Genomic DNA, 20,092 nt, shown 5'->3' with positions numbered 1-20,092 from the left:
CAAAGTTCATCCCCGATTCGCTCCCCCTTCCTCGGTTCCACCAGAGTATAATGCACCGTCTGCAGGTAAATAGTTGTCGATAAAGTTAGCGCTTATGGGGGATGGCCGTGCCGGGTCCGGGCTCGTAGAGATAGGGGCTCGGGGCGAGGACCACCGGCGATCCCGGAGAGGCGGATCCTAGTCCCACCTTGGGGGTCCGGGAGGTCTCGGCAGGTCTTCCGGTCGTGGGGGAGGATGATGCCACGATCCCGGTCTGCAGGGAGGGCGACGCTCCGCCGGCCAGCAGGGGAGAGACCCGTCCGGGCGATAACACCGAGGGCGAGCGGGAGGGCCGATGTGCCGTCCTCCGGGCGGGACTCCGGGCGGGAGACATCATCGCCCCGGACGTCCGAGGGGATGCTCCCCGCACAGGCGAGGGGGGCCGGGAAATGTTCGCGACCCACGCCGGATCCGCGCTCAGGAGGGAGGAGACCCCCGGGATCACGAGCGGGGAGGGGTCTCCGATAGTGGGGCTCCTCTGCCGTGGGGCGGGCATCGATGAGACCCGAAGGAGGATATCATCTTCGGGCGCGGCTACCTCCTCCACAGACTTCTTCGCCTTCTGGAGCTCGGTGCGGTACGCTTGCGAGAGCGTGGGGTTCGTCTTGAGGTCTTCGACTGCCTTCCTGAGCCGCTTGAGCCTCCGGGATACCAAGGCGCGCCGCACGGGGTTCATGCCCGGGAGCCGGGCTTCCTCGGCGGAGATTAGGTATTCCGCATCGCTAATCAGATCAAAGGTGTCCTTCGTTGCCCGATGCTCCGGCGGCCCGAACCGCCAGCCGCCGCCCTCGACCGGCTCACCGGCGACAGAGGCGGCCTTCCGCTGCACTTGAGTATGGAGGTACTCCTGAGTTATCCGGCCCGCCTTCAAGAGGTCTTTGGGCATCCACTCGAACGGCAGTTCGGGCGCAACCTGGGCCTCTTCGTACTGGACCCTCACGCCTCGGCCTGCTCCGGGGAGCGGGTACCCCTCCGGGACAGCGTGGGTATCAATCGCATGGACCGTCCCCTGCCCGGGGACCTGCCGGACCACCGTTGACCCCTCGACGGAGTAGGGGCGGCCGAACTCCTGGGCGATCCGCGTATTGAGGAGGTCCACGTCGGGGACAAATATATCCACATCCTTAGCCTGCCGCATGACCGACCCCGGGCGCATCTGCCCGGTGCGGGTGGCAGAGCCATATACCGAGTGGGGCGTGTCCGCGAGGATATTGGTGAGGATCGGGGCTCTTTCCGCCCCGACGTTCAGAACATCTCCGAACCGCGGGTCCATCAGCACATCCGACCGGATCCCTTCGATGCCCCGGCCGATGGTGCTCACGGCATGAAACGCCGGCCGGTCTACGGGGTTAATCCTGGCGGAGATCCGGGCCTCGGTGATCCGGGGGCGAACCGTCTTCGCGACCCGACCGAGGGGGGCTGAGGATACTCGTCCTACCCCCCGGGAGAGGGCCGCCATGCCCACGAGCGAGCCTGCCGTACCCTCCGGGTCCTGTTTGAAGGCTTCGACCGTCCCCGCACCCATGTAGGCCATCCCGGCGATCGGGAGGTACAGGAGATCAGAGGGTCGCTCTGCGACCCTCCGGGCAGCCACCTCGGCTCCAGGTATGGCCATCCCAATCATCTCTGCCGCGTCGGCCGGGGACCGCACTACGCCGGCCGCGAACCGGGTCACGTTGATACCCGGTTCAGCCCCTGCCCACTGCTTTGCCCCAGTGACAATATCCATTGCGAGGGGGGTACTCGCCATCCCCGGGGCCAGAGCCGTGATCGCCCCCCGGGCCACCGGGTGCCGGACGGCATCAATAGCGCCCTGCGGAATGACCAGAGGACGCCCCCCGGTTAGCTTGGTTGCTTCGCGCTCGAACGGCTCCGCCACTCCTGATCGCCACTTCTCAGCCGCCCCGACCGCGGCGGGGTAGACCCCATAGAGGAGGGCCTGCTCCGATCTCGTCGATGCCTGCCGGGACGCGGGCGGGGTGGTTCCCATCCGAGCGGCCCCTAGTGCGTCGATCACGGCAGAGGAGACTACCCCCCGATCCTGAGCCTGGAGGGATTCGACCTTCTTCCGCTCGGCCGCGACCCCGGACGCCTGAGCCCAGAGCGGGGAGAGAGCCCGATCCTGGGCCTGGAGCCGATCATACTGAGCCTGGAGGGGGGTACCGAGCATCCGGAGGTTTGCTTCGAGCATCCGGACCTCCGCGAGCCCGGTTCGGGTGGGGTTGGCCTTGTATGCCTGGAGCCGCTGGTCGTACTGCGACGCGACCTTCTCGTAGGTCTTGGCCCCCTTCTCGTAGTTCTGGACGCCTTTGGTATACTGGTCGTAGAGGGGTTTTTGGGCGGCATACGTCTTCTGAAGCGCCGCCTCTCGGCCCTTGTAGCGATCAACGGCAGAGGAGAATCCAAGAGCGTCCTGGCCCACCCGGACGGCCCCCGAAGCGGCCCGCGCGGCGACGACCGGGAACCCCATCGGAGTGCTCTGGATGCCCCGGGTAACCGCGCCGGCGACCTGCCGGGCGGCTGGAGACGAAACTATCGGGGCGTGGGCCCGCGAGATCTGCCTGCTAGCCTCCTGTACAGCAGCCGGGGCACTCCTGACGGCCGCGGGAGCACTCTGGATGGCCCTCCCCGCGTCTCGCCGGACCCCCTGAACGATCGGAGCATGAGCCGCGGAAATCTGTCGGGCTGCCTGCTGCACCGCCGCCGGAGCACTCCGTACGGCCGCCGGGGCAGAACGAGCCGCCCGGGAGACGTCACGCTGGACTCCCTGCACGATGGGGGCGTGGGCCCGAACGATCTGCCGGGTCGCCTCCTGGACCCCCCGGACGCCGCCCTGCACGGTGCGGGCCACGGCGTCCACCGGAGTGAGGGTCCTCGTCGTGTGCGAGGATGTCGGGGTCGCGGAGCGAGGCTGGAGCGCCTGCTGGATAGGTTGGGTGGCCGCCCGCTGTGCAACTGAGACGGCGGTCATCGTCTGCTGCCGGAGTGTCGCCCCATACCCCTGAGCGGCACGGAGGGCAGCCGTTGCGGAAGACTGCGCTCCCCTGAGCCACGAGGAGAGCGCGGTATTTAGCCCCATATTACCGCCTCCTGATGGGGACCCGGTACCTCTCCAGCTTCCCCATCTCCCGGGGGGTCGCGGGGGCATTGATCGCCTGCCAGACTGCCCGCTTCGAGATACCGAAGGCCTCGGCGATCTCCGCCTGGGAGTAGCCTAACTTTGTGAGGTAGAGGTATCTGGCCCGCTGGGTCTCGAACCGCTGGCTGGCGGCTTTGATGTCTTTTTTCGGGATATGCTTCATTTCTGGCGTTCCTCCTCGGTGAGATCATATTATAGATCTCGTAGTCGATGCGAGGATGGTCAGGGTTTTAAGGGATAATGTTTACCTATGGTTAGTGATGCGAAAAATCTGCACATGCAACTTAGTTCTCTCCCTGTCGCACTGTGCAACGTGACAGGCAATCCCCCTATCCTGGTAGGGGGTATCGACCCGGATCTCTCCGGCAGCGCCCCCGATGCCGCCTCTCCCTGTCATCTTATGATAAGACGACAACCACAGACATTCTTTATTTGGTCTCTCTTCGACCACTATCCAATGCCACCAGAACCCATCCTCAAGCAAAGCACCAGGATCCTCTATCCTAGCGAGTACCGGGCGATCAGAAGTCATCTCACTTTCAAAGACCAGTTGCTCCTCGACGGCCTCCTTTTCTCCGGAATGCGGGGCGTGGAGTTCGCACGGTTCTTAGAGCACCCCGACTGGTATAAGGCATCCCGCCATGCTATTGACCTCCCGAAGGGATCCATGCTCAAGAAGCGAGCCAAACAGGCGGAACGGACAGTGCTCCTCTCAAACGCCGGGGTTCAGGCAATCGAAACCCTGATCTCTTACCGGAAGCAGAACCCCGAAGACCTCCGGCCGATCAGCAGGCAATCCTGGAGCGAGACCCTGCTCCGGGCGGCGCGGAAAGCCAAGGACGAGGGGCACCTCGCGGGTCTTAAGGGGATCGCCCCGAAAATGACTCGAAAAACGTGGTCATCGTGGATCCTCGCGACCCACGGTCACCGGGAGGGCTCCGTCTCGCTATCGATGGGCCATGACATCCGAACCATGTTACGGCACTACGCGGGGCTCGGCTGGCCTCCAGAGGCTCGACAGGAGATTAAGCAATACACGGCGGGGTGGGGAGGGGAGTGATTAAGCGAAACGATTTAAACCATTAGAACCATACTGCCGCAGTAATGTGACAGGTGAGTTTAAATATGGTGAAATATTTTCGTCTTCTGGCTGTTATTATACTCGTCTTCTGTATCGTATATCCAGTAACCTCCACTATAATCAATCCTCCAGTACGTTCTGTCCCGCCGCCGGGAGCCCCGGGCGCCTCGCATCAAAGACCAATAGTCGTGTATGTGACGCCGACCCAAACTCCCGTGAATTACTTGACTGTCGAGGTTTCACCCGGTGAGGCTACAATATCCATTGATGGCGGGTACGGACCTATTGCCCCTATGAAGTCGCCTATAACTGGCTCAAAGTCCCCCACCAAGAGGGAAACCTACTCTCTACCCACCGGCACCCACACGATCCGGGCCACAGCACCGGGGTATCAAACACATACAGAGCGATTCCAGATCAATAGCGGAGATCGCTCGCATATCTCCATCACTTTAGATAAAGATCCAAACTACGTTGCACCAGTCTATCTGGCAGGTCTTGAGGTGACGTCATGTCCGACAGGAGCGTCCGTATATATCGACGGTCGCCCTAATGGGACGACTCCCTGCACGATCGTAGCATCCGCGGGACCGCATACAGTTATGCTCCGGTTGGAGGGGTATCTCGATAGGACAGAGACAGTGGATCTGTACAAGACCTCCGACCGCTCAAACCAGAAGGTATTTTGGATCCTGACCGAGGAGGGGGCACCCCTGTCACAGCCGGTTCAAACAGAGCCCATAATGCACGAGACCTCAGGGTCTACCTCCTCGACAGCTATAACACGGGCAAGCGCACAATCAGATGAACCTACGGATGTGCTCCAGTACGTGGTATACTTCTTCCGAGGGCTGTTTGGAGGGTAGCAATGAGCGAGATGACCGGTGAGATGGATGGGAGGGAGGAGGGTGAAACCCCCAAGCTCCCCCCAGAGTTGAGAGGGTCCTTGATCGGATCCTCGAGGAAGACCGGGCCATCTTCGAGGCGCTCGCGAGGCTGTGATGACCAAGGAGCACTTTAATTACAACCAAACCATTTATTGAATGAGGTGATTTATCGAGGACTGGACGAGATCTGACCTTAGATCACAATTTGGGCGGTTCTGAAAAAATACCTACGAAGACCAGGGGGTGTTGAACATTGGAGGATGGCAGAAACAAACAGATTGATGCAGAGATACTAATTGAATTGTGTGATAAAATTGAGGACGAGACTAGAAAATACGAACAGGCACGACTCGAATTGGAGTTTGCCTTGAGATCAATTACGATCATTAAAAAATATGCCCCGCAGTTGTCGGACGACATCGCGCATGATCTCCAAACGCTCGAAGACGACATCCAGAGGCGACTGAGTAGATAATGCTTGTCTAATAAAATGTGTCTTAAAAATGCGCAATCTCCTTCTAGTTTTCATATAACGCTCTGTGCACGAAAAAGAATCCATTTATATGTCTGTTTTCGGTGAGTCATCTGACTGAATGGAATGATCTACTGAGGAGAGATACCCTGCATCATCCTTGGGTGTGAAAACAAATTTGCTGCTCTAATTTGTGGATGGATCAATGTGGGCCCCCGTAGGGCTTGTTTTTTCGAAAACACCCTTATAATCAAGGTACAAGGGAACTGTGCTCTCAGGGTTAGTACTCCATTTTTCTGGGGGGTCTGCGCCTTTAAATCCACGCGAGAGGTACCACTGTGCCGATTTGACTTTGGCATCTACAGCGACAAATTTGCAACCAGACATTGCCGAAATTGTTTCAGCCGTTCCAATTGCCTGGTATATCATAAAAGTTCCAATTCCTCGGTTTTCATAATCTTTGTGTGTAGCCAATCTTACAATCTTTAATACCGGATAGTCATGTTGAAATCCTATTTTTCTATGGAATTCTTGCACTTTTCCTTTATTTATCATCCCATTTGCGAGGGAAAAAAAGCCTACAAGAGCATCATTATATATGACGAGATGAGTCACAGAGACGCAATACCTGTGTCCCAAATATGCACGACGGTATAAAAATTCGTTTAGTTTCTCATCTTGGCAAAAAAACGAAGACGGATCTATATCCCCGCAAATGGATTGGACTTTCAATTCATCCCAAGGGATTTTTTGGGGTTTATCTCCGTTGAAACTTCCCTGCTCTGGCATCAAGAACCGCTTTCCGGACGATTTCGATCCCTAAATCCGTACAAGTAGGGTTCCGTATATATTCCTCAAACCTTTGGATCTGATCGCCCTCAAGTGTCAGACCGAGTTCGAATTCTTTGACCATCTTTTATCTCTCCTTACGTTTCGCATATGGTAGTCCTTGGTTCGTGTGCCGTTATCATGAGGATTATAAAGAACAGTGGAACCCCTGGCACGTTCGATGCGTTTGAGGATATTAAATACCTATTGGCATATATACCTTATCAAAAGGTTCTGTACGCCAAGAGTCCTCACCCTCCTACGCAAGTAATAACTGGCACAATTTGATCTTTGCTGGGCTTTGTGGGTGCCGGGCTATTATAACCCAACACCTGCAGTTTGAGAGCCGAGCCCCATCATCTTTAGCCGCTCTAATAGTAGTTGGTCGAAGTTTGCGAGGAATGAGTCGAATAACTCTGGCCGGTCGCGCATCGCCTCAAGCATCTGGTATGCTTCCGTCCCCTCAATCTGCCCTTTGAGATCATTCGTCCGGGCGATCGCTTCGGGCGACAGAGCCCACCCACATTTATAACAGTGGTCAAAGGTTGGGGCGTTCACTGTATGGCAGTTCGGGCATGGCCGAGCCTTGAGTTCATCGGCAGTATCCGCCTTCATCGCGACTCCGGCCTTTTCCAGGAACTCAGCATCAATGTCCCCTTCGCCTAACTTCACATAGGTTTCGAACATATCGGTCTTCAAATTCCCCCACATGCTTTTCTTAATGACGCTCTCCTGATAGTTCTGGGAGACCATATGCGTGATCCGTGACGATCGGAGGATGTGGGGATGCACGTTCTTTTGTATCCCAGCAGCCTTCCCGGTTCGCTGAAGTATGCGGAGGAAGGCGTTATACTCCAGCCTGTTATGTTGTTGGGAGATGAAGACGAGGTTATCACCCGAGGGGGAGCCGGGATACTCGACCTTCCAGGCTGCAAGATAGGAGGCTGCAAGCGTTAACCGCGAATACCTTCGCTTTTTGGTCTTATTGTCAGTGAGATACAACTTAGTGCCGTATTCATCGAAAATAACATCCTTCCACTGGAGGCGCCCGAGTTCGCCTATCCGGCACCCAGATTCATAAAGGACTCCGATTATTGCCCGGTTTCTGAGATCCTTGGCTGCTTCGAGGAGTTGCTCTACCTCCCTCACGGTGAGGAGATCGTCTGGACTTTTGGTGTCTCGATCCACCGGTGGGGACTGAATTTTTCGGATTTTAGTGGTATTGAGCTCGTTATGCCCCTCCTCATTCAGCCAATGGAGAAAGGGCTTCAGAACGCGGATATAATCGTGGATGGTATTCTGGGAGAAGGGTATCCCCTTGATGCTCACTCCCCCCTTGAGAGCAGTGATGGCGGCGTAGATATCCGTGATCGTAGCCTCGGAGAATGGGACTGTAAGGAACTTCCGCCATCCAACCAGATGAGAGACAATCTTGTTGATCCTCGCGAGCGAGAGATCCTTGACGACCTTCCGTTCCTCGACATATTCCAGAATGAGCTTCCGGTCGCGGTCGGTGATAGTCCCTTTCTCAATCCCGGACTCCAGGGACACCTGGTATCCATACCGGATCTGGCCGTTGTAGAAGGGTTTGTTTGGCTGTGGCATAGTCACCTATGCGCGCTCACCCGTAATAAGGATTTGGAACTTCCCTGGTCGTAATCCGGGCGGGGGCACTTCGAGCAACTTTTCTTACACCCTCTACAACTGAATCATCTGTCGTTACGGATGCACCGTGTGATCGTCGCCTCTGCGGATATTCCATCTGCCCATAACGACAAAGAGGATCTGATGCGTGTCAAATTCTGCGGGACGGCAAGCCTTGCGGATATGCGGTGTGCAATCGATGCAGGCTGCGATGCCGTGGGTTTCATCATGGGCGTGACCTACCAGAGCACCGATGTCGTAACCCCGGCAGAAGCGGCGGAGATGATACGAGAGCTCCCGCCGTTCATCGAACCGGTCGCAGTCACCCACCTCAGGGATACGGAGGACCTCATCGGACTGGTGAAAGATTCGCGCTGCACGACGCTGCAGATCCAGGATGCCGTCGAGCCGTCCGGGATACCTGTCATCCGGGATGCTCTCCCGTACCTGAAGATCGTGAAAGCCGTTCACGTGACGGGTGAGTCGGCTATAGCGGCAGCGAAACTCTATGAGCCCTACGCCGATGCCCTCATCCTCGACACCCGGACCCAGGAGAAGATCGGGGGGACAGGAATCCCTCACGACTGGAATATCAGCGCGCAGATCGTGGCAAAATCAGCAATCCCTGTAATACTCGCAGGAGGACTCAAGCCGGAGAATGTTGCAGAGGCGATACGGAGCGTCCGCCCATACGGGGTCGACGTGCATACCGGCGTCAAGAAAGACGGTCTTCGCGACCCTGAGAAAACCCTGGCCTTTGCCCGCGGAGCACGAGGCGCTCTGCCGGGGAACTGAGGTACCCGTATCGCCGATCATCGCAGCCGGAGGGAAGACGTTGATCTTCTTATGCGGGAAGGCATCCGGATCAGAAATGAATCGGCCTGATCGTGGGCGGATGACCAGATCCGGTGTAGGTTTGCCGGGAGCGGTCCAGCGTTCGCCGCAAAGAAGTCGTCTCCTCGTGTTCTCGTGCGGGGCTATAGTGGGCTATTTCACCTTAATTTGTGTGTCCGGGTTTGGGAGGTGGATCGCCACCCCGCGGACTTCGCATCTTCGCGTGAGTTGAACGGGGCTCGATATGGTGCCGGAATCACGGTTAGTGGTGCGACCCGTGGGGGCTCCCGCGGAGCCGTCACGCAAAAAAGATATTCACCGGGCCGGCACCGCCGCCATGCCCTTCTCCACCCGGCGGGCCATCTCCTGCTTGACTCTCTTGACGTTCTCCGCCTGGTCGCGCTGTGCAAGCTCCCGGCCCGCTTTGCCGACGACCTCCTCGCTCGGGACGCCCTTCGCGTTCATGGCGCGCTGATAGCCGAAACTCGCCCAGTCGTCCGGGAGGTCCCGCATCCGCACGTACTCCATGTTGTGGGGCGCAAGATCGAGCTGGTTTGCGATGACGCTGTTGACGTAGTCTTTGTTCGACTCAAAGACGATCAGCGGCTCGATGATATCGGCCTGCATGATATCCCGGATATCGCGCCCCTCGATCTTCTTGATGAGCCGGGCACACTCGGAGAAGTGCGCGACCTCCATCCTCGTGAAGAGTTCCCAGATCCCCCGGATCCTCGGGTCGCTCTCGGTCTGTGCGCAGGAGTAGTAGTTGTAGGCCTCGTTGAGTTCGATCATCGCCATCTTCTCAAGCATCGTCTCCCGCGGATCGCCAAGGAGCCCATACTGGGTCACGTGCTGCTCCTCGATCTCCGCAATCTCCGCGTAGAGTTGCCGCGCGATCTCCTCGGGGTACATGGACCCGTGCGCCCGGTAAAAGAGCATCGTCTGCTGCTCCCCCGAGACGATCGTGTTGTAGTTCATCTTCGTCTTGATGTCGGCCGTGTCCTTGTCGTAGTGCTTCCGCATCGAGTCGTCGGGGTGACGGTGCTCGATGCTCGTCGGCCGGCCCGGTTTGACCTCGGTCTTACCCTGGACGATCGCCTCGGGGTCGCCGCCCTCGATGTAGTCGTAGAGGCAACTGTAGCGGTAGAGGTGGTCGAAGTCCTCGAGCAGCGCAAAGTCCAGCGTCTGCTTCACGTAGGGATCCGGCTCATTCTTCGCCAGGTTCGCGGTAAGGTCGACTGCCACCTGCTCGTAGCCGAGCGTGGTCTCGATGACCGACTGGTCCGCCGGGTTGAGCCAGTTGACCGCCACCTGCTGCTGGGAGTCGATCCGGCGCATCAGGGCCATCGACTTCTTCACCTCGGGGTCCGGGTGCATCCGCTCGATAGCGTGTGACATAAGGACGGCGTTGTTCTCGATGCCGTTCATGAGGATGATCCGGGTCCGGGTGTAGGCGTCGACCGCCTTCTTGTCGTATGGGGCCTTGACCATATCCTTCCAGTTCATGGGCTGCTCTTCGATCGGCATGCCTTCCATCTCAAAGGGTTTAAACTGAGCCATTCTCCCTCCTCCATAACCCCACCGATTCCATCAGTACGGATACTCCGGCGATGCAGCGGCGAAAGACATCGAACTGTTCCGATCACCCCGCACCCCGGGAAACCGGGGGGCCTCCCACCATACCGGTCACGCCACAAAAACTTAACGGGCAAGAGGGGGAACCGCGTAAACTATCTCTCCCGGCCGCTCTGCCAATCCTGCCGCCGATACCTGGAGAACTATTCGGCCCGGAACCGCACCGGGCCGCCGGGAGACCGGAACGTATACATCACCAGAGGTGCGGATCCGGGAGAAGTGCATCACCGGGTGCAACGACCCCGGAAAACACAACTGAACCGGTAATTACCTCCACCAGGGATGGCACTCGCCGTCCATACGATCCCGTAGCCATCGGGAGCCGGGGCAAGGCCGAATCCCCGGTCCCGGGCGCGCATATCTTCGGCAAAAAAGGTTAAGTATACCGGATCGAGAGGGATCACCGGACGGGCCGCCTAACGGCCGTCGGACTGCAGGAGGCAACAGCCATGACAGGAAGAGAAGACGATCCCTCCAGCCCCGGTAGGCGGGGCATCAACGAGAGAGTGAACGACCGGGAGAACCGGGATACGTCGGGCGGCAGGCTGCCACCGATCTCCCGCGGGGGCAGCCGCGATTTCCCCGGCCTATCCGCAGACTTCAGGGTCGATATCCTCGACCACGAGAAGGAGGTGATCGTGGTCGCCGAACTGCCGGGTGCAGAGAAGGACGCGATCATGATCAGCCTGCTCAACCCGCAGACCCTGCGGATAACGGCAAGACGTACCGCGCCGGCCGCGGAAGGGCCGGGAGGCTACTCCATCCATGAACGCGGGGACGGCACCCTGAGCCGGCTGGTACGCCTGCCGGCGAGCGTGATAAGCGAAGGGGCGAGCACCAGTTTCAAGAACGGCGTCCTTGAGGTGCGCCTCACAAAGATGAGGGGCCGGCCAGGGCCCGGGGGAAGGGAGATCCCGATCACGTGACCGGGAGCCGGCGAGGTCGCGTGCGGGCCGTGCCGCCCCCGCCGAGCACGCATTCCGTCGGGTTTGCGACGATCTCCACCCTAGGATCTCCTGGCCCTCTACGTCGACCACGGGTGAACGAGGGCGACGCCCTGAAGACCGGCGAGACGGTATCGTCGAACCCCCCGGAACCCGCGCTGGCAACTGTTATCTTCATGCGTTTCTCACCTCCCACCCGGAGGATGTCAAGGTATCTAGCACCCGCGTCAGTAGCGGGCTGCACCCGCAGCCATCCTGCTCGTCACCACCTGCGGGTGGTAGCAGATGACGCTATCCCGGGCGGTGATCCTGCCGTTCTTCACCTGGTCGACGACGGCGAGGTGATCCTGCACGCCCCGGGGAAGGAGATAATACTCCCGCACGAACTCCCTGCCTCGCTTTCCCATCTCGAGGGCCAACTCCGGGTGCCGGAGGAGGTGGAGGATCCGGTCAGCGGTCTCCTGGACCGTCGAGACCAGGTAACCGTTCCAGCCGTCTCGGATCTGGAGCGGTATGCCGCCGACGTTCCCGCCGACGACGGGTTTCCCCTTCCAGAGCCCCTCCGTGACGGTCAGCCCAAACCCCTCTTTGATGGACTTCTGGACGATCACGTCTGACGCCCGCTGGAGTGCGTTGATCTCCCGGTGGCTATCCGGCGGGAGGTCGAGGATATGGATGTCGGGGTTGTCCTCGGCCGTCTCGCGGACTTCGCGCAGGACGAGGAAACACTCAGGGTCGTCACAAGCCCGCCCGCCGACGAGGACAAGCTGGCAGGGGGTCTTCTGGCGGACCCTCCGGAACGCCTGGATGACGCCGACCGGGTCCTTGAAGACATCGTAGCGGGAGACCTGGGTGACGATCGGCTTTTCCGGGTCGATACCGTATTTCTCCAGGGTGGCGTCGATCTCGGCCGCAGGAAGGTCGCGGTTCTTCTCGGAGAGGGGGTCGATGAACGGCGGGATGATGAAACTCGGCACGCTCCAGAGGGGGAGGTACTGGAAACTGGAGAATATACTTGCATGGTACTTCTCGACCAGTCTCCGCATGATGTTTCCTATACTCCCCACGGTCCCGGTGGGGACCGTCTCCAGCTGGACGTGGCACCGCCAGAGGAGCCTCTTCTGTTCGAGTTCCCTGCTCGTCAGGAACTCCACCAGGCCGAGCGGCTGGGGGTCGTGGACGGTAACAACGTCGCAATCATCCTCAATCAGGCCCTCGTTCCGCCGCTGGGCCTCCCAGTAGGTCTCGACCATCGACGGTGAGAACCCGTCGCGGCCCTGGAGGAAGTTGTGGAGGGTTTTGGTGACGTCGAAGAATGCAGGTTCGGCCTCCATGACGCTCCAGGTCGTCTCAAGACCGAGCGCGTTGAGGAACGGGACGTATGAGATCAGGATCTCCGCGACGCCGCCCCCGTGGCGGGTCGAGTTGATCTCCTGCATCTTGATGCCGGAGAGACGCTCGGCAAGCTCTTCGACTGCCAAAAAACGCTCGGCTCCCACAATCTGCCGGTACTCCTTGAGGGAAGGACAACCGGGGAGGTCCGTAACGATCATCAGAGAACCACTGCCCGGTAATACACCTCCGGCCAATAAAATGCCTTTCGGTAGAGGGGTCAGCAGCCCGGATAGGAAGGAGTCGACCAGAACTCCGTCACTCTGCCGGGTATGGTATCTTCCTGCCCGGGTCCGCCAGTCCCGGAAATGGGATTCCGACGAGGCTGCGAGCCGAAATAAGAGGTTATTTGCTCCGGATCTGCGGTGTATAGCGGGCGTTGTCATCGTCTGTGCCGGAAGAGGCATCCCGGGGAAGGACTCTCTCCAGCGCCGTCTTCAATTCGGCAAGCGAGATGGGTTTCTCCAGGACACCGACGATATCATTTGCATACCTCGAATACTCCTCTGGCCAGACATGTTTTGCTGTAAAGAGCAGGACCGGGATATCCTTGAGTTCCTCATTCCGCTTCAGTTCCTCCAGGAACTGCCACCCGTCAATGGGGGACATCATCACGTCGAGGATGATAAGCGCGGGCTTCTCTTTCTTGAGCAGCCGCAGGGCATCCCACCCGTTGTGAACCAGAAGTGGTTCACGGTTGATCTTTTTGAGCAGCAGTTCCATTACTTCCAGCGTCGGCAGATCATCGTCGACGACCATAATCTTGTTTCCCACTATTCACACCTCCCTGGGTATCCTGATGGTAAAGGTGCTCCCCTCGCCCACCACACTCGTCACTGTTATCTCCCCTCCATGCAGCTGGACATACTTGTTCGCGATCGAGAGTCCCGGGCATATTCTGCCGCTGTTTCGGCCCAGTTTCTCGGCGCCCCCGATATAGAACGGCCCAAAGATCGATCGTATGATATCCGCGGGGATACCGATGCCATTATCGCACACCATAATATAATGGTTCTCATTTGACTCCACGTAGCGGATCCATACATTCTCTGGCGGTTTACTATACTTAACCGCATTCGATACCAGGCTCTCCACCGCCAGATAAAGCCGGTCGGGATCCCCTAATATGTGGGCGGTCTCCGGTATTTCATTGCTGAACCGGGCTTCCCGATCGTATCCGCCGCCGGAAATGACGGAATCGATGAGTTGGCGGAGCTGAATATTGTGGAGGGTCAGGTCGATATGGTCCATCGTAAGCAGACTCAACTCGACCATTCTCTCAACCACCGCCTGCTCCTGTCGGGCGCACTCGAGGCAGGTCGCAAGGTGCTTCTCCGCCTCACCCGCGATACCGTAGTCTCCTGGATTCTCGACGATCATCTGGAGATAGCCGATGAGTGGCTGCAATGGCGTGCGCAGTTCGTGGGACAGGGTGGTGACGAGCCCCTTCCACTGGTCAACCTCCCACGCCATCTGCCTGCAGGAAAGTTGTTGCCGCCGCATCTCGGTGGTGTCGCGTGCCGACCCTACGATGCCGATGAGGTCGCCGTCCGCCCCGGGGCAGGGAGCGATTGTGACGGAGAAGGTATGACAGGCTCCCGCCAGTTCCAGGTCGAGGTCGTAACGGGCATTCTCCTGTTCATCAACCACTTTACGAACCCATTCCATGTGTTGCGCGGCAAGGTCACCGGGGAGGATGGCATCCACGCCCCGTCCGATGAGATCGTCGGGAGAGATCCCGTGCTCAGAGGCGCGCTGCCAGGAGAAGTGGAGGATGCGGCCCGTAATATCCTGCATGAAGAAGATATCGTTTGACTGGTGGATGAGTTCCGTCAGGCGCCCGTTTGACTGGATGAGATCGGCCTGCCCATCCCCGAGTCTGCCGGTATCCACGATCGTGCACTCGAAGAGGTTCTCGGCGATCAGCGCCCTGCAGGAGATGAGGACCTGACGGACATCGCCGTTACGTGCCCAAAACGTCGTCTCCACATTCCCGACGTAGCCTTCCCGTTTCATCTCCTCGATGAACCGGGCCTTGCTGCTCTCATCCGCCCAGAACTTCTCCGCCGGGATGCCGATGAGTTCGTGGGGTGCGTAACCGAGCATATCGGCACACCGCCTGCTGATGCAGAGCAGCCGGAGGGTTTCAGGGTCGCAGAGAAACTTTGCGTCGCAAGTATTCTCAACAACCTGCCTGCACCGGGAGGCGATCAGACGGGAGTCCTGCGAGAAGAGGGTCGTGGCCCCGAAGACCCAGAAGAAGAGCATCATGTGCAACCCCGTCATAACGAAGTCTACGGTAAAGCCAAGGGCTGACAGATACGTCCGTATGAGCGCGAACCCAACAACCAGGAGTGCGGTCACCTGGAGCGCCTGGCGAGGGAACCAGAGAGCGACAAGGAGTATGGGGATACAGTAGATCAGGGGGCAGACAGGATAAACACTGTAATCCGGTGCAGCCGCCGTCAGCATGAGCGATATCGCCGAAAATGATACTATCACGATCATTTTGACGATGTCCGTTCCGGTAAAGTGGCCTTCCTGGAAATGGTTCGATAAGCACCGGTTTACGGACATGGAAGATACAAAGGGTTATCCGGGGAATATATATAAACCATTCGGAATCCTGTTGCAGGACATAAATAATGTTTCCCAAAAAGAAATATAATATGTTCCCAAAAGGGAACCACTATCGAATATTTCTCCGGTCCCGGAGGGGATGGGGCAAGGGCCGCAGGGGTTCCGTACCGCTTCCAGGGAGAGCATATATGAGGATCGCCGCATAACCCTGGAATATGCGCCCGTTTGTCTTCGTCAACGTCGCCATGAGCGCTGACGGGAAGATATCAACACGAGAGCGGCGGCAGGTGAGGATCTCGGGGAGTGGGGATTTCTCACGTGTTGACCGGATCAAGGCGGAGAGCGATGCCATCATGGTCGGCATCGGCACCGTGCTCGCTGACAACCCCTCACTCACCGTCAAGTCACCGGAACTCCGGGCCGAGCGTGTAGCGGCCGGGAGGGATGAGCATCCCATCCGTGTCGTGGTAGACAGCAGAGGAAGAACACCTGTTGATGCGGATATCCTCCACAAGGGGACCGGGAAGCGTATCGTCGCCGTCTCGGGTGCAGCACCCCGGGAGAGGGCGGAGACCCTCGGGGAGCACGCCGTCGTCGTCGTCGCCGGTGATGAAACCGTCGATCTTGTGGCCCTGCTCGAGGAACTGTACCGGCAGGGTGTCCGGCGCCTGATGGTCGAGGGGGGCGGAACCCTGATCTGGGCGCTTTTTGAGCAGAGGCTCGTCGACGAACTCCAGACATTCATCGGCAACATCGTCATCGGCGGTAAGGATGCCCCCACGCCGGCAGACGGTGCCGGGTTTCTCCGGGAGGCGGATTTTGCTCGATTGCGCATCATCGAGACCATTCGGCTCGATGACGGCCTACTTGTACGGTGGAGCGTTGAGAAGCAATGAGAGCGGGAGAGACCTCTCCCGCCACAGAAAAAGAGAACCTGAAGGTTACGGAACCTTCACAATCTCGTCCTTAACCTTGTAAGAACCTCCCGTGACGAGGGAGACGGTTATCTCAACCCGGTTCTCACCTTGTGCGTTGTGGATAACACGTTCTTCGCCGATGACCGCCCGCATCGTCTCGGTGACGACCTCCCCGGTCGACTTGGTCACACGGAGATCGATGTTCTTTATGAAGTCCTGGCCTTTGCCGCCACGGAACGCGATATACAGATCGTTCGTAACCCGCGAGGGGTATCCGCCCGTAATCTGGAACTCAATCTCCTTTCCCGGCGGCACCGTCTGCGTCGGGCCGGGGGCGAGCGAGACCTGGGTCGTCGGCACGGGAGTTGCCGCAGCCGTCGGAGTCTCTGTCGTGGATGGCCCGGCGTCGCTGCCCGAGCCCGTGCAGGCAGCGCTGAACGAAAATGCGAGCAGAAGCACGATCAGAGCAGATAGCAACCTGAAGTTCATAAACCATCCATGCACATCAAGGTATTTCACTCTTTCGTCATGCTCGCAACATATCAGGGATACAATGGTCTAAATATCCGATGTCGCTGCTGAATAGGCAGCCCGGCGGGAGCCTCACTCAGGCCAGGACAGCAACAGGAGAAAGACCAGGAGGGCTAGGTCCGGTTCCTATCCGGACGATCACAACGGAAAGTTTTATATTCGCAGGAAGGAACGTTCTATCTAGACACATAGAGGTGCAACAATGAACCTGCGAAGACCGAACGCGAATGAGGCGACGGGAACGAGCAACCGGTCCCGGGACGTTGTGCCCATGTCCGGCATCTGCACCCGGTGCGTCGACGGGTGCAAGGGAGCCTGCGAGATCTGGCTCGCCTCCTTCCGGGGCAGAGAAGTGCTCTACCCCGGCCCGTTCGGCGAGGTCACGGCCGGCGCGGATAAGAACTACCCGGTCGACTACTCGCACCTGAACATCCAGGGCTACGCAAGGGGGGCAAAGGGGCTGCCTGAAGGCATCGAGGCCGGCCCCGACACAGCGGTATTCCACACCGCCGACACCCGGACCGAGTACGGGTGGAACACAAAAGTCCCGATGCGGCTCCCCATCTTCACCGGGGCGCTCGGATCGACCGAGAGCGCCCGGGAGAACTGGGAGCAGTTCGCCGTCGGGGCCGCCATATCGGGCATCACGCTCGTCTGCGGGGAGAACGTCTGCGGTGTCGACCCGGGGCTGGTGCTCGACCACAACGGTAAGGTCAGCAGGTCCCCCGAGATGGACCGGCGCATCGAGACCTACCGGAAGTTCCATGATCGGTACGGGGAACTTCTGGTGCAGTTGAACGTGGAGGACACGCGGCTTGGGACGGCCGAGTATGTCTCCGCAAAGCACAACCTCGATACGATCGAGTTGAAGTGGGGGCAGGGCGCAAAGTGCATCGGCGGCGAGATTAAGGTCGCCAGCCTCACCCAGGCGAATCAGTTAAAAGATCGGGGCTACATCGTCCTCCCGGACCCGGGGATCCGCGGCGTGCAGGCGGCCTTCCGGGACGGCGCCTTAAAGGAGTTCGAGCGTCACTCCCGGGTGGGTTTCGTCACCCGGGAAGGCTTCCTCGAAGAGGTCGACCGGCTCCGTGACATCGGCTTTACGCGGGTCACCCTCAAGACCGGTGCCTACTCGGCCGTCGAGCTCGCTATGGCAATCCGCTACGGCGCCGAAGCGAAGATCGACCTCCTCACCATCGACGGCGCACCCGGCGGCACCGGGATGAGCCCCTGGCCGATGATGAACGAGTGGGGTATCCCGACCTTCTACATCGAGTCCCTTGCCTACCAGTTCTGCGAGCGGCTCCGGGAGCGGGGCATCCGGGTCCCGGATATCGCCGTCGCCGGTGGGTTTGCCGACGAAGCAAACGTCTTCAAGGCGCTTGCCATGGGGAGCCCCCACGTCCGGGCCGTCTGCATGGGCCGCGGCCTCATGATCCCCGGTATGGTCGGCAAGAACATTGCAAAGTGGCTTGAGGCAGGAGAACTCCCAAAGACTATCTCGAAGTACGGCCGCACCAGGGAGGAGATCTTCGTCTGCTACGAGGAGCTCCGGGAGAAGTACCCCGGCCGGATCGACGAGATCCCGCTCGGTGCGGTCGGGGTCTACACCTACACCCAGAAGTTCAGGACGGGGCTCCAGCAGATCATGGCCGGAACCCGGAACTTCAGCCTCGGGACGGTCGCCCGGAGCGACCTGATGGCGCTGACCGAGGAGGCAGAGACGGTCTCCGGCATACCGTACGTGATGCGGGCTTACCGTGACGCGGCTGAAGCGGTCCTCGATTCGTGAGCACGGAACTGTAGGGGCGGGGGAGCCCGGCACCACACCGCCCCCCTCTCCACCCGAGGTGAGAGACGCCGTCGATGACCAGAAACAATCCCAGAGTCGATGGATACTGAAAATCAACATCATTTGATAATATTTATCACTCGCGATAATATTTAATGCGAAGAGCGCATCAGGTGTGCCTGATACATCATGCCTACGGATACCAGTCCGACCCTCCTCATCACCGGGGGGGCGGGATTCATCGGGTCGCACCTCACAACAGAACTGCTGCAGCATGGCTACCGGGTCCGCACCCTCGACAACCTGATACCAAGGGTGCACGGCCCCGAGCGGCAACGACCCGGTCATCTCGACCCACGAGCCGAGCTCCTGGTCGGTGATATCCGGGACCCTCAACGCGTCCAGGAGGCCCTGGAAGGAGTCGACTCCGTCATTCACCTGGCTGCGGTCGTCGGGGAACGGTCGAGCATGTACCAGATCGAGAAGTACATGAGCGTCAACACCGCCGGGACCGCCGTCCTCCTCGAAGCCTTACTGGACCATCCAGTCGAGCGGCTCATCGTCGCCTCAAGCAGCGCCGTCTACGGGGAAGGTCTATACTGCTCGTACAATGGCACCACCTACCCTAAGATCCGGCGCTCGACCGGGCAGGTGGCGAAGGGGGACTGGGAGCCCCGGAGCCCGGACGGTGAGGTGATCTATCCCCTCCCCACACCGGAGACGAAGGAGGTATCACCGCTCTCGGTCTACGCCATCTCCAAGTATGACCAGGAGGAGATGTGCAGGATGATCGGTGAATCCTACGGCATCCCGACGGCCATCCTCCGGCTCTTTTCCGTCTACGGCCCGCACCAGGGGTATGCCAACCCGTACTCCGGCATGCTGACCGAGTATGCATCCCGCCTGCTCCAGGGTCTCCCGGTGCACCTCTTCGAGGACGGCTACCAGCAGCGCGACTTCGTGAGCGTCTACGACGTGGCACGTGCCTTCCGCCTGGCTCTTGAGGCCCCCGGAGCACGGGGGGAGACGTTCAACATAGGGAGCGGCCGCCCCTACACGTTTCGGACCGTCACCGATCGGTTTGCGGCGATAACCGGGCGGCAGGACCTCTCCCCCACAGTCACAGGGACCAGCCGGGTCGGGGATATCCGCCACTGCATCGCGGATATCAGCCGCGCCCGGGAGACCCTCGGCTACGAGCCGAAGATCACCCTCGAGGCTGGCCTGCTCGACCTGACCGCCTGGGTCGAGGCGGAGATCACGGAGCGGCAGAAGGTCCCGGCGCCTCTTGAGGTGCCAAAACCGTCACGCCTCCGGGTCTGAAGGCCGCCCGGGGCCCAACCTTTATTTTCCCGGCGCAGTGTTGTGGCCCCAGCA

Annotated in this window: 16 protein-coding genes; 7 read left to right on the top strand and 9 right to left on the bottom strand. The window is 59.4% G+C overall.

Annotated elements, in window-relative coordinates:
* Positions 1-85: 85 nt before the first annotated feature.
* Positions 86-3,118 carry a hypothetical protein gene (locus BP846_RS10375; RefSeq protein WP_292395087.1) on the bottom strand — a complete coding sequence of 1,011 codons (3,033 nt, stop codon included), beginning with the start codon at positions 3,116-3,118 and terminating at the stop codon, positions 86-88.
* 1 nt (position 3,119) lies between these two features.
* Positions 3,120-3,341 (bottom strand): helix-turn-helix domain-containing protein, encoded by a 222-nt coding sequence (locus tag BP846_RS10370; RefSeq protein WP_292395085.1) that lies wholly within the window; start codon positions 3,339-3,341, stop codon positions 3,120-3,122.
* Between the two features lie 294 nt (positions 3,342-3,635).
* Between BP846_RS10370 and BP846_RS10365 the strand changes: the two genes are divergently transcribed.
* Both BP846_RS10365 and BP846_RS13130 read left to right on the top strand, forming a co-directional pair.
* Positions 3,636-4,238, top strand: coding sequence for a tyrosine-type recombinase/integrase (locus BP846_RS10365; protein WP_292395083.1), 603 nt, complete (start codon positions 3,636-3,638; stop codon positions 4,236-4,238).
* A 65-nt stretch (positions 4,239-4,303) separates the two neighbouring features.
* Positions 4,304-5,125, top strand: a complete 822-nt coding sequence (locus BP846_RS13130) for a PEGA domain-containing protein (protein WP_394339970.1) — start codon at positions 4,304-4,306, stop codon at positions 5,123-5,125.
* A 679-nt stretch (positions 5,126-5,804) separates the two neighbouring features.
* Here BP846_RS13130 and BP846_RS10360 read toward each other — a convergent pair.
* On the bottom strand, positions 5,805-6,407 hold the full coding sequence (locus BP846_RS10360; RefSeq protein ID WP_349680779.1) for a GNAT family N-acetyltransferase: 603 nt from the start codon (positions 6,405-6,407) through the stop codon (positions 5,805-5,807).
* A gap of 357 nt (positions 6,408-6,764) precedes the next feature.
* Positions 6,765-8,051, bottom strand: a complete 1,287-nt coding sequence (locus tag BP846_RS10355; RefSeq protein ID WP_292395079.1) for a site-specific integrase — start codon at positions 8,049-8,051, stop codon at positions 6,765-6,767.
* 183 nt (positions 8,052-8,234) lie between these two features.
* On the opposite strand from BP846_RS10355, the gene BP846_RS10350 reads away from it, so the two are divergent.
* The gene (locus BP846_RS10350) at positions 8,235-8,885 is read left to right on the top strand and encodes a phosphoribosylanthranilate isomerase (RefSeq protein ID WP_292395077.1); all 651 of its coding nucleotides are present in this window, start codon (positions 8,235-8,237) and stop codon (positions 8,883-8,885) included.
* Positions 8,886-9,239: 354 nt separating this feature from the next.
* Here the strand turns inward: BP846_RS10350 and BP846_RS10345 are convergent, their stop codons facing one another.
* A complete protein-coding gene (locus BP846_RS10345; protein ID WP_292395075.1) occupies positions 9,240-10,484 on the bottom strand; it encodes a hypothetical protein in 1,245 nt (414 codons plus the stop codon).
* Positions 10,485-11,008: 524 nt separating this feature from the next.
* Here BP846_RS10345 and BP846_RS10340 point away from each other — a divergent pair.
* A complete protein-coding gene (locus tag BP846_RS10340) occupies positions 11,009-11,485 on the top strand; it encodes an Hsp20/alpha crystallin family protein (RefSeq protein WP_292395073.1) in 477 nt (158 codons plus the stop codon).
* Between the two features lie 245 nt (positions 11,486-11,730).
* Here BP846_RS10340 and BP846_RS10335 read toward each other — a convergent pair whose 3' ends face one another.
* From BP846_RS10335 to BP846_RS10325, 3 genes are all read right to left on the bottom strand, one after another.
* Entirely contained in the window at positions 11,731-13,056 is a 1,326-nt protein-coding gene (locus BP846_RS10335; protein ID WP_292395070.1) for a glycosyltransferase, read from the bottom strand.
* Positions 13,057-13,240: 184 nt separating this feature from the next.
* On the bottom strand, positions 13,241-13,669 hold the full coding sequence (locus BP846_RS10330; protein WP_292395068.1) for a response regulator: 429 nt from the start codon (positions 13,667-13,669) through the stop codon (positions 13,241-13,243).
* Positions 13,670-13,672: 3 nt separating this feature from the next.
* On the bottom strand, positions 13,673-15,403 hold the full coding sequence (locus tag BP846_RS10325; RefSeq protein ID WP_292395066.1) for a PAS domain-containing sensor histidine kinase: 1,731 nt from the start codon (positions 15,401-15,403) through the stop codon (positions 13,673-13,675).
* A gap of 287 nt (positions 15,404-15,690) precedes the next feature.
* Here BP846_RS10325 and BP846_RS10320 point away from each other — a divergent pair, with 287 nt between their 5' ends.
* Positions 15,691-16,371, top strand: coding sequence for a 2,5-diamino-6-(ribosylamino)-4(3H)-pyrimidinone 5'-phosphate reductase (locus BP846_RS10320; protein WP_292395064.1), 681 nt, complete (start codon positions 15,691-15,693; stop codon positions 16,369-16,371).
* Between the two features lie 45 nt (positions 16,372-16,416).
* Here BP846_RS10320 and BP846_RS10315 read toward each other — a convergent pair whose 3' ends face one another.
* Positions 16,417-16,881 carry a hypothetical protein gene (locus BP846_RS10315; protein ID WP_292395062.1) on the bottom strand — a complete coding sequence of 155 codons (465 nt, stop codon included), beginning with the start codon at positions 16,879-16,881 and terminating at the stop codon, positions 16,417-16,419.
* A 244-nt stretch (positions 16,882-17,125) separates the two neighbouring features.
* Here BP846_RS10315 and BP846_RS10310 point away from each other — a divergent pair, with 244 nt between their 5' ends.
* Positions 17,126-18,715 carry an FMN-binding glutamate synthase family protein gene (locus BP846_RS10310; protein WP_292395060.1) on the top strand — a complete coding sequence of 530 codons (1,590 nt, stop codon included), beginning with the start codon at positions 17,126-17,128 and terminating at the stop codon, positions 18,713-18,715.
* Between the two features lie 189 nt (positions 18,716-18,904).
* A complete protein-coding gene (locus tag BP846_RS10305; protein ID WP_292395058.1) occupies positions 18,905-20,038 on the top strand; it encodes an NAD-dependent epimerase/dehydratase family protein in 1,134 nt (377 codons plus the stop codon).
* Positions 20,039-20,092 lie beyond the last annotated feature (54 nt).

Source organism: Methanoculleus sp. UBA303, assembly GCA_002501655.1.
Lineage (GTDB): Archaea > Halobacteriota > Methanomicrobia > Methanomicrobiales > Methanoculleaceae > Methanoculleus.
The sequence above is the reverse complement of the archived record's forward strand: the minus strand, read 5'-3'. Positions and strand labels throughout refer to the sequence as shown.

Bases quoted from the DNA above. Each gene is read 5' to 3' on its own strand.
- BP846_RS10375 (WP_292395087.1), bottom strand. From the start codon at position 3,118: ATGGGGCTAAATACCGCGCTCTCCTCGTGGCTCAGGGGAGCGCAGTCT.
- BP846_RS10350 (WP_292395077.1), top strand. From the start codon at position 8,235: ATGCGTGTCAAATTCTGCGGGACGGCAAGCCTTGCGGATATGCGGTGT.
- BP846_RS10365 (WP_292395083.1), top strand. From the start codon at position 3,636: ATGCCACCAGAACCCATCCTCAAGCAAAGCACCAGGATCCTCTATCCT.
- BP846_RS10320 (WP_292395064.1), top strand. From the start codon at position 15,691: ATGCGCCCGTTTGTCTTCGTCAACGTCGCCATGAGCGCTGACGGGAAG.
- BP846_RS10340 (WP_292395073.1), top strand. From the start codon at position 11,009: ATGACAGGAAGAGAAGACGATCCCTCCAGCCCCGGTAGGCGGGGCATC.
- BP846_RS10310 (WP_292395060.1), top strand. From the start codon at position 17,126: ATGAACCTGCGAAGACCGAACGCGAATGAGGCGACGGGAACGAGCAAC.
- BP846_RS10305 (WP_292395058.1), top strand. From the start codon at position 18,905: ATGCCTACGGATACCAGTCCGACCCTCCTCATCACCGGGGGGGCGGGA.
- BP846_RS10360 (WP_349680779.1), bottom strand. From the start codon at position 6,407: ATGCCAGAGCAGGGAAGTTTCAACGGAGATAAACCCCAAAAAATCCCT.
- BP846_RS10370 (WP_292395085.1), bottom strand. From the start codon at position 3,341: ATGAAGCATATCCCGAAAAAAGACATCAAAGCCGCCAGCCAGCGGTTC.
- BP846_RS10345 (WP_292395075.1), bottom strand. From the start codon at position 10,484: ATGGCTCAGTTTAAACCCTTTGAGATGGAAGGCATGCCGATCGAAGAG.
- BP846_RS13130 (WP_394339970.1), top strand. From the start codon at position 4,304: ATGGTGAAATATTTTCGTCTTCTGGCTGTTATTATACTCGTCTTCTGT.
- BP846_RS10355 (WP_292395079.1), bottom strand. From the start codon at position 8,051: ATGCCACAGCCAAACAAACCCTTCTACAACGGCCAGATCCGGTATGGA.
- BP846_RS10325 (WP_292395066.1), bottom strand. From the start codon at position 15,403: ATGATCGTGATAGTATCATTTTCGGCGATATCGCTCATGCTGACGGCG.
- BP846_RS10335 (WP_292395070.1), bottom strand. From the start codon at position 13,056: ATGATCGTTACGGACCTCCCCGGTTGTCCTTCCCTCAAGGAGTACCGG.
- BP846_RS10315 (WP_292395062.1), bottom strand. From the start codon at position 16,881: ATGAACTTCAGGTTGCTATCTGCTCTGATCGTGCTTCTGCTCGCATTT.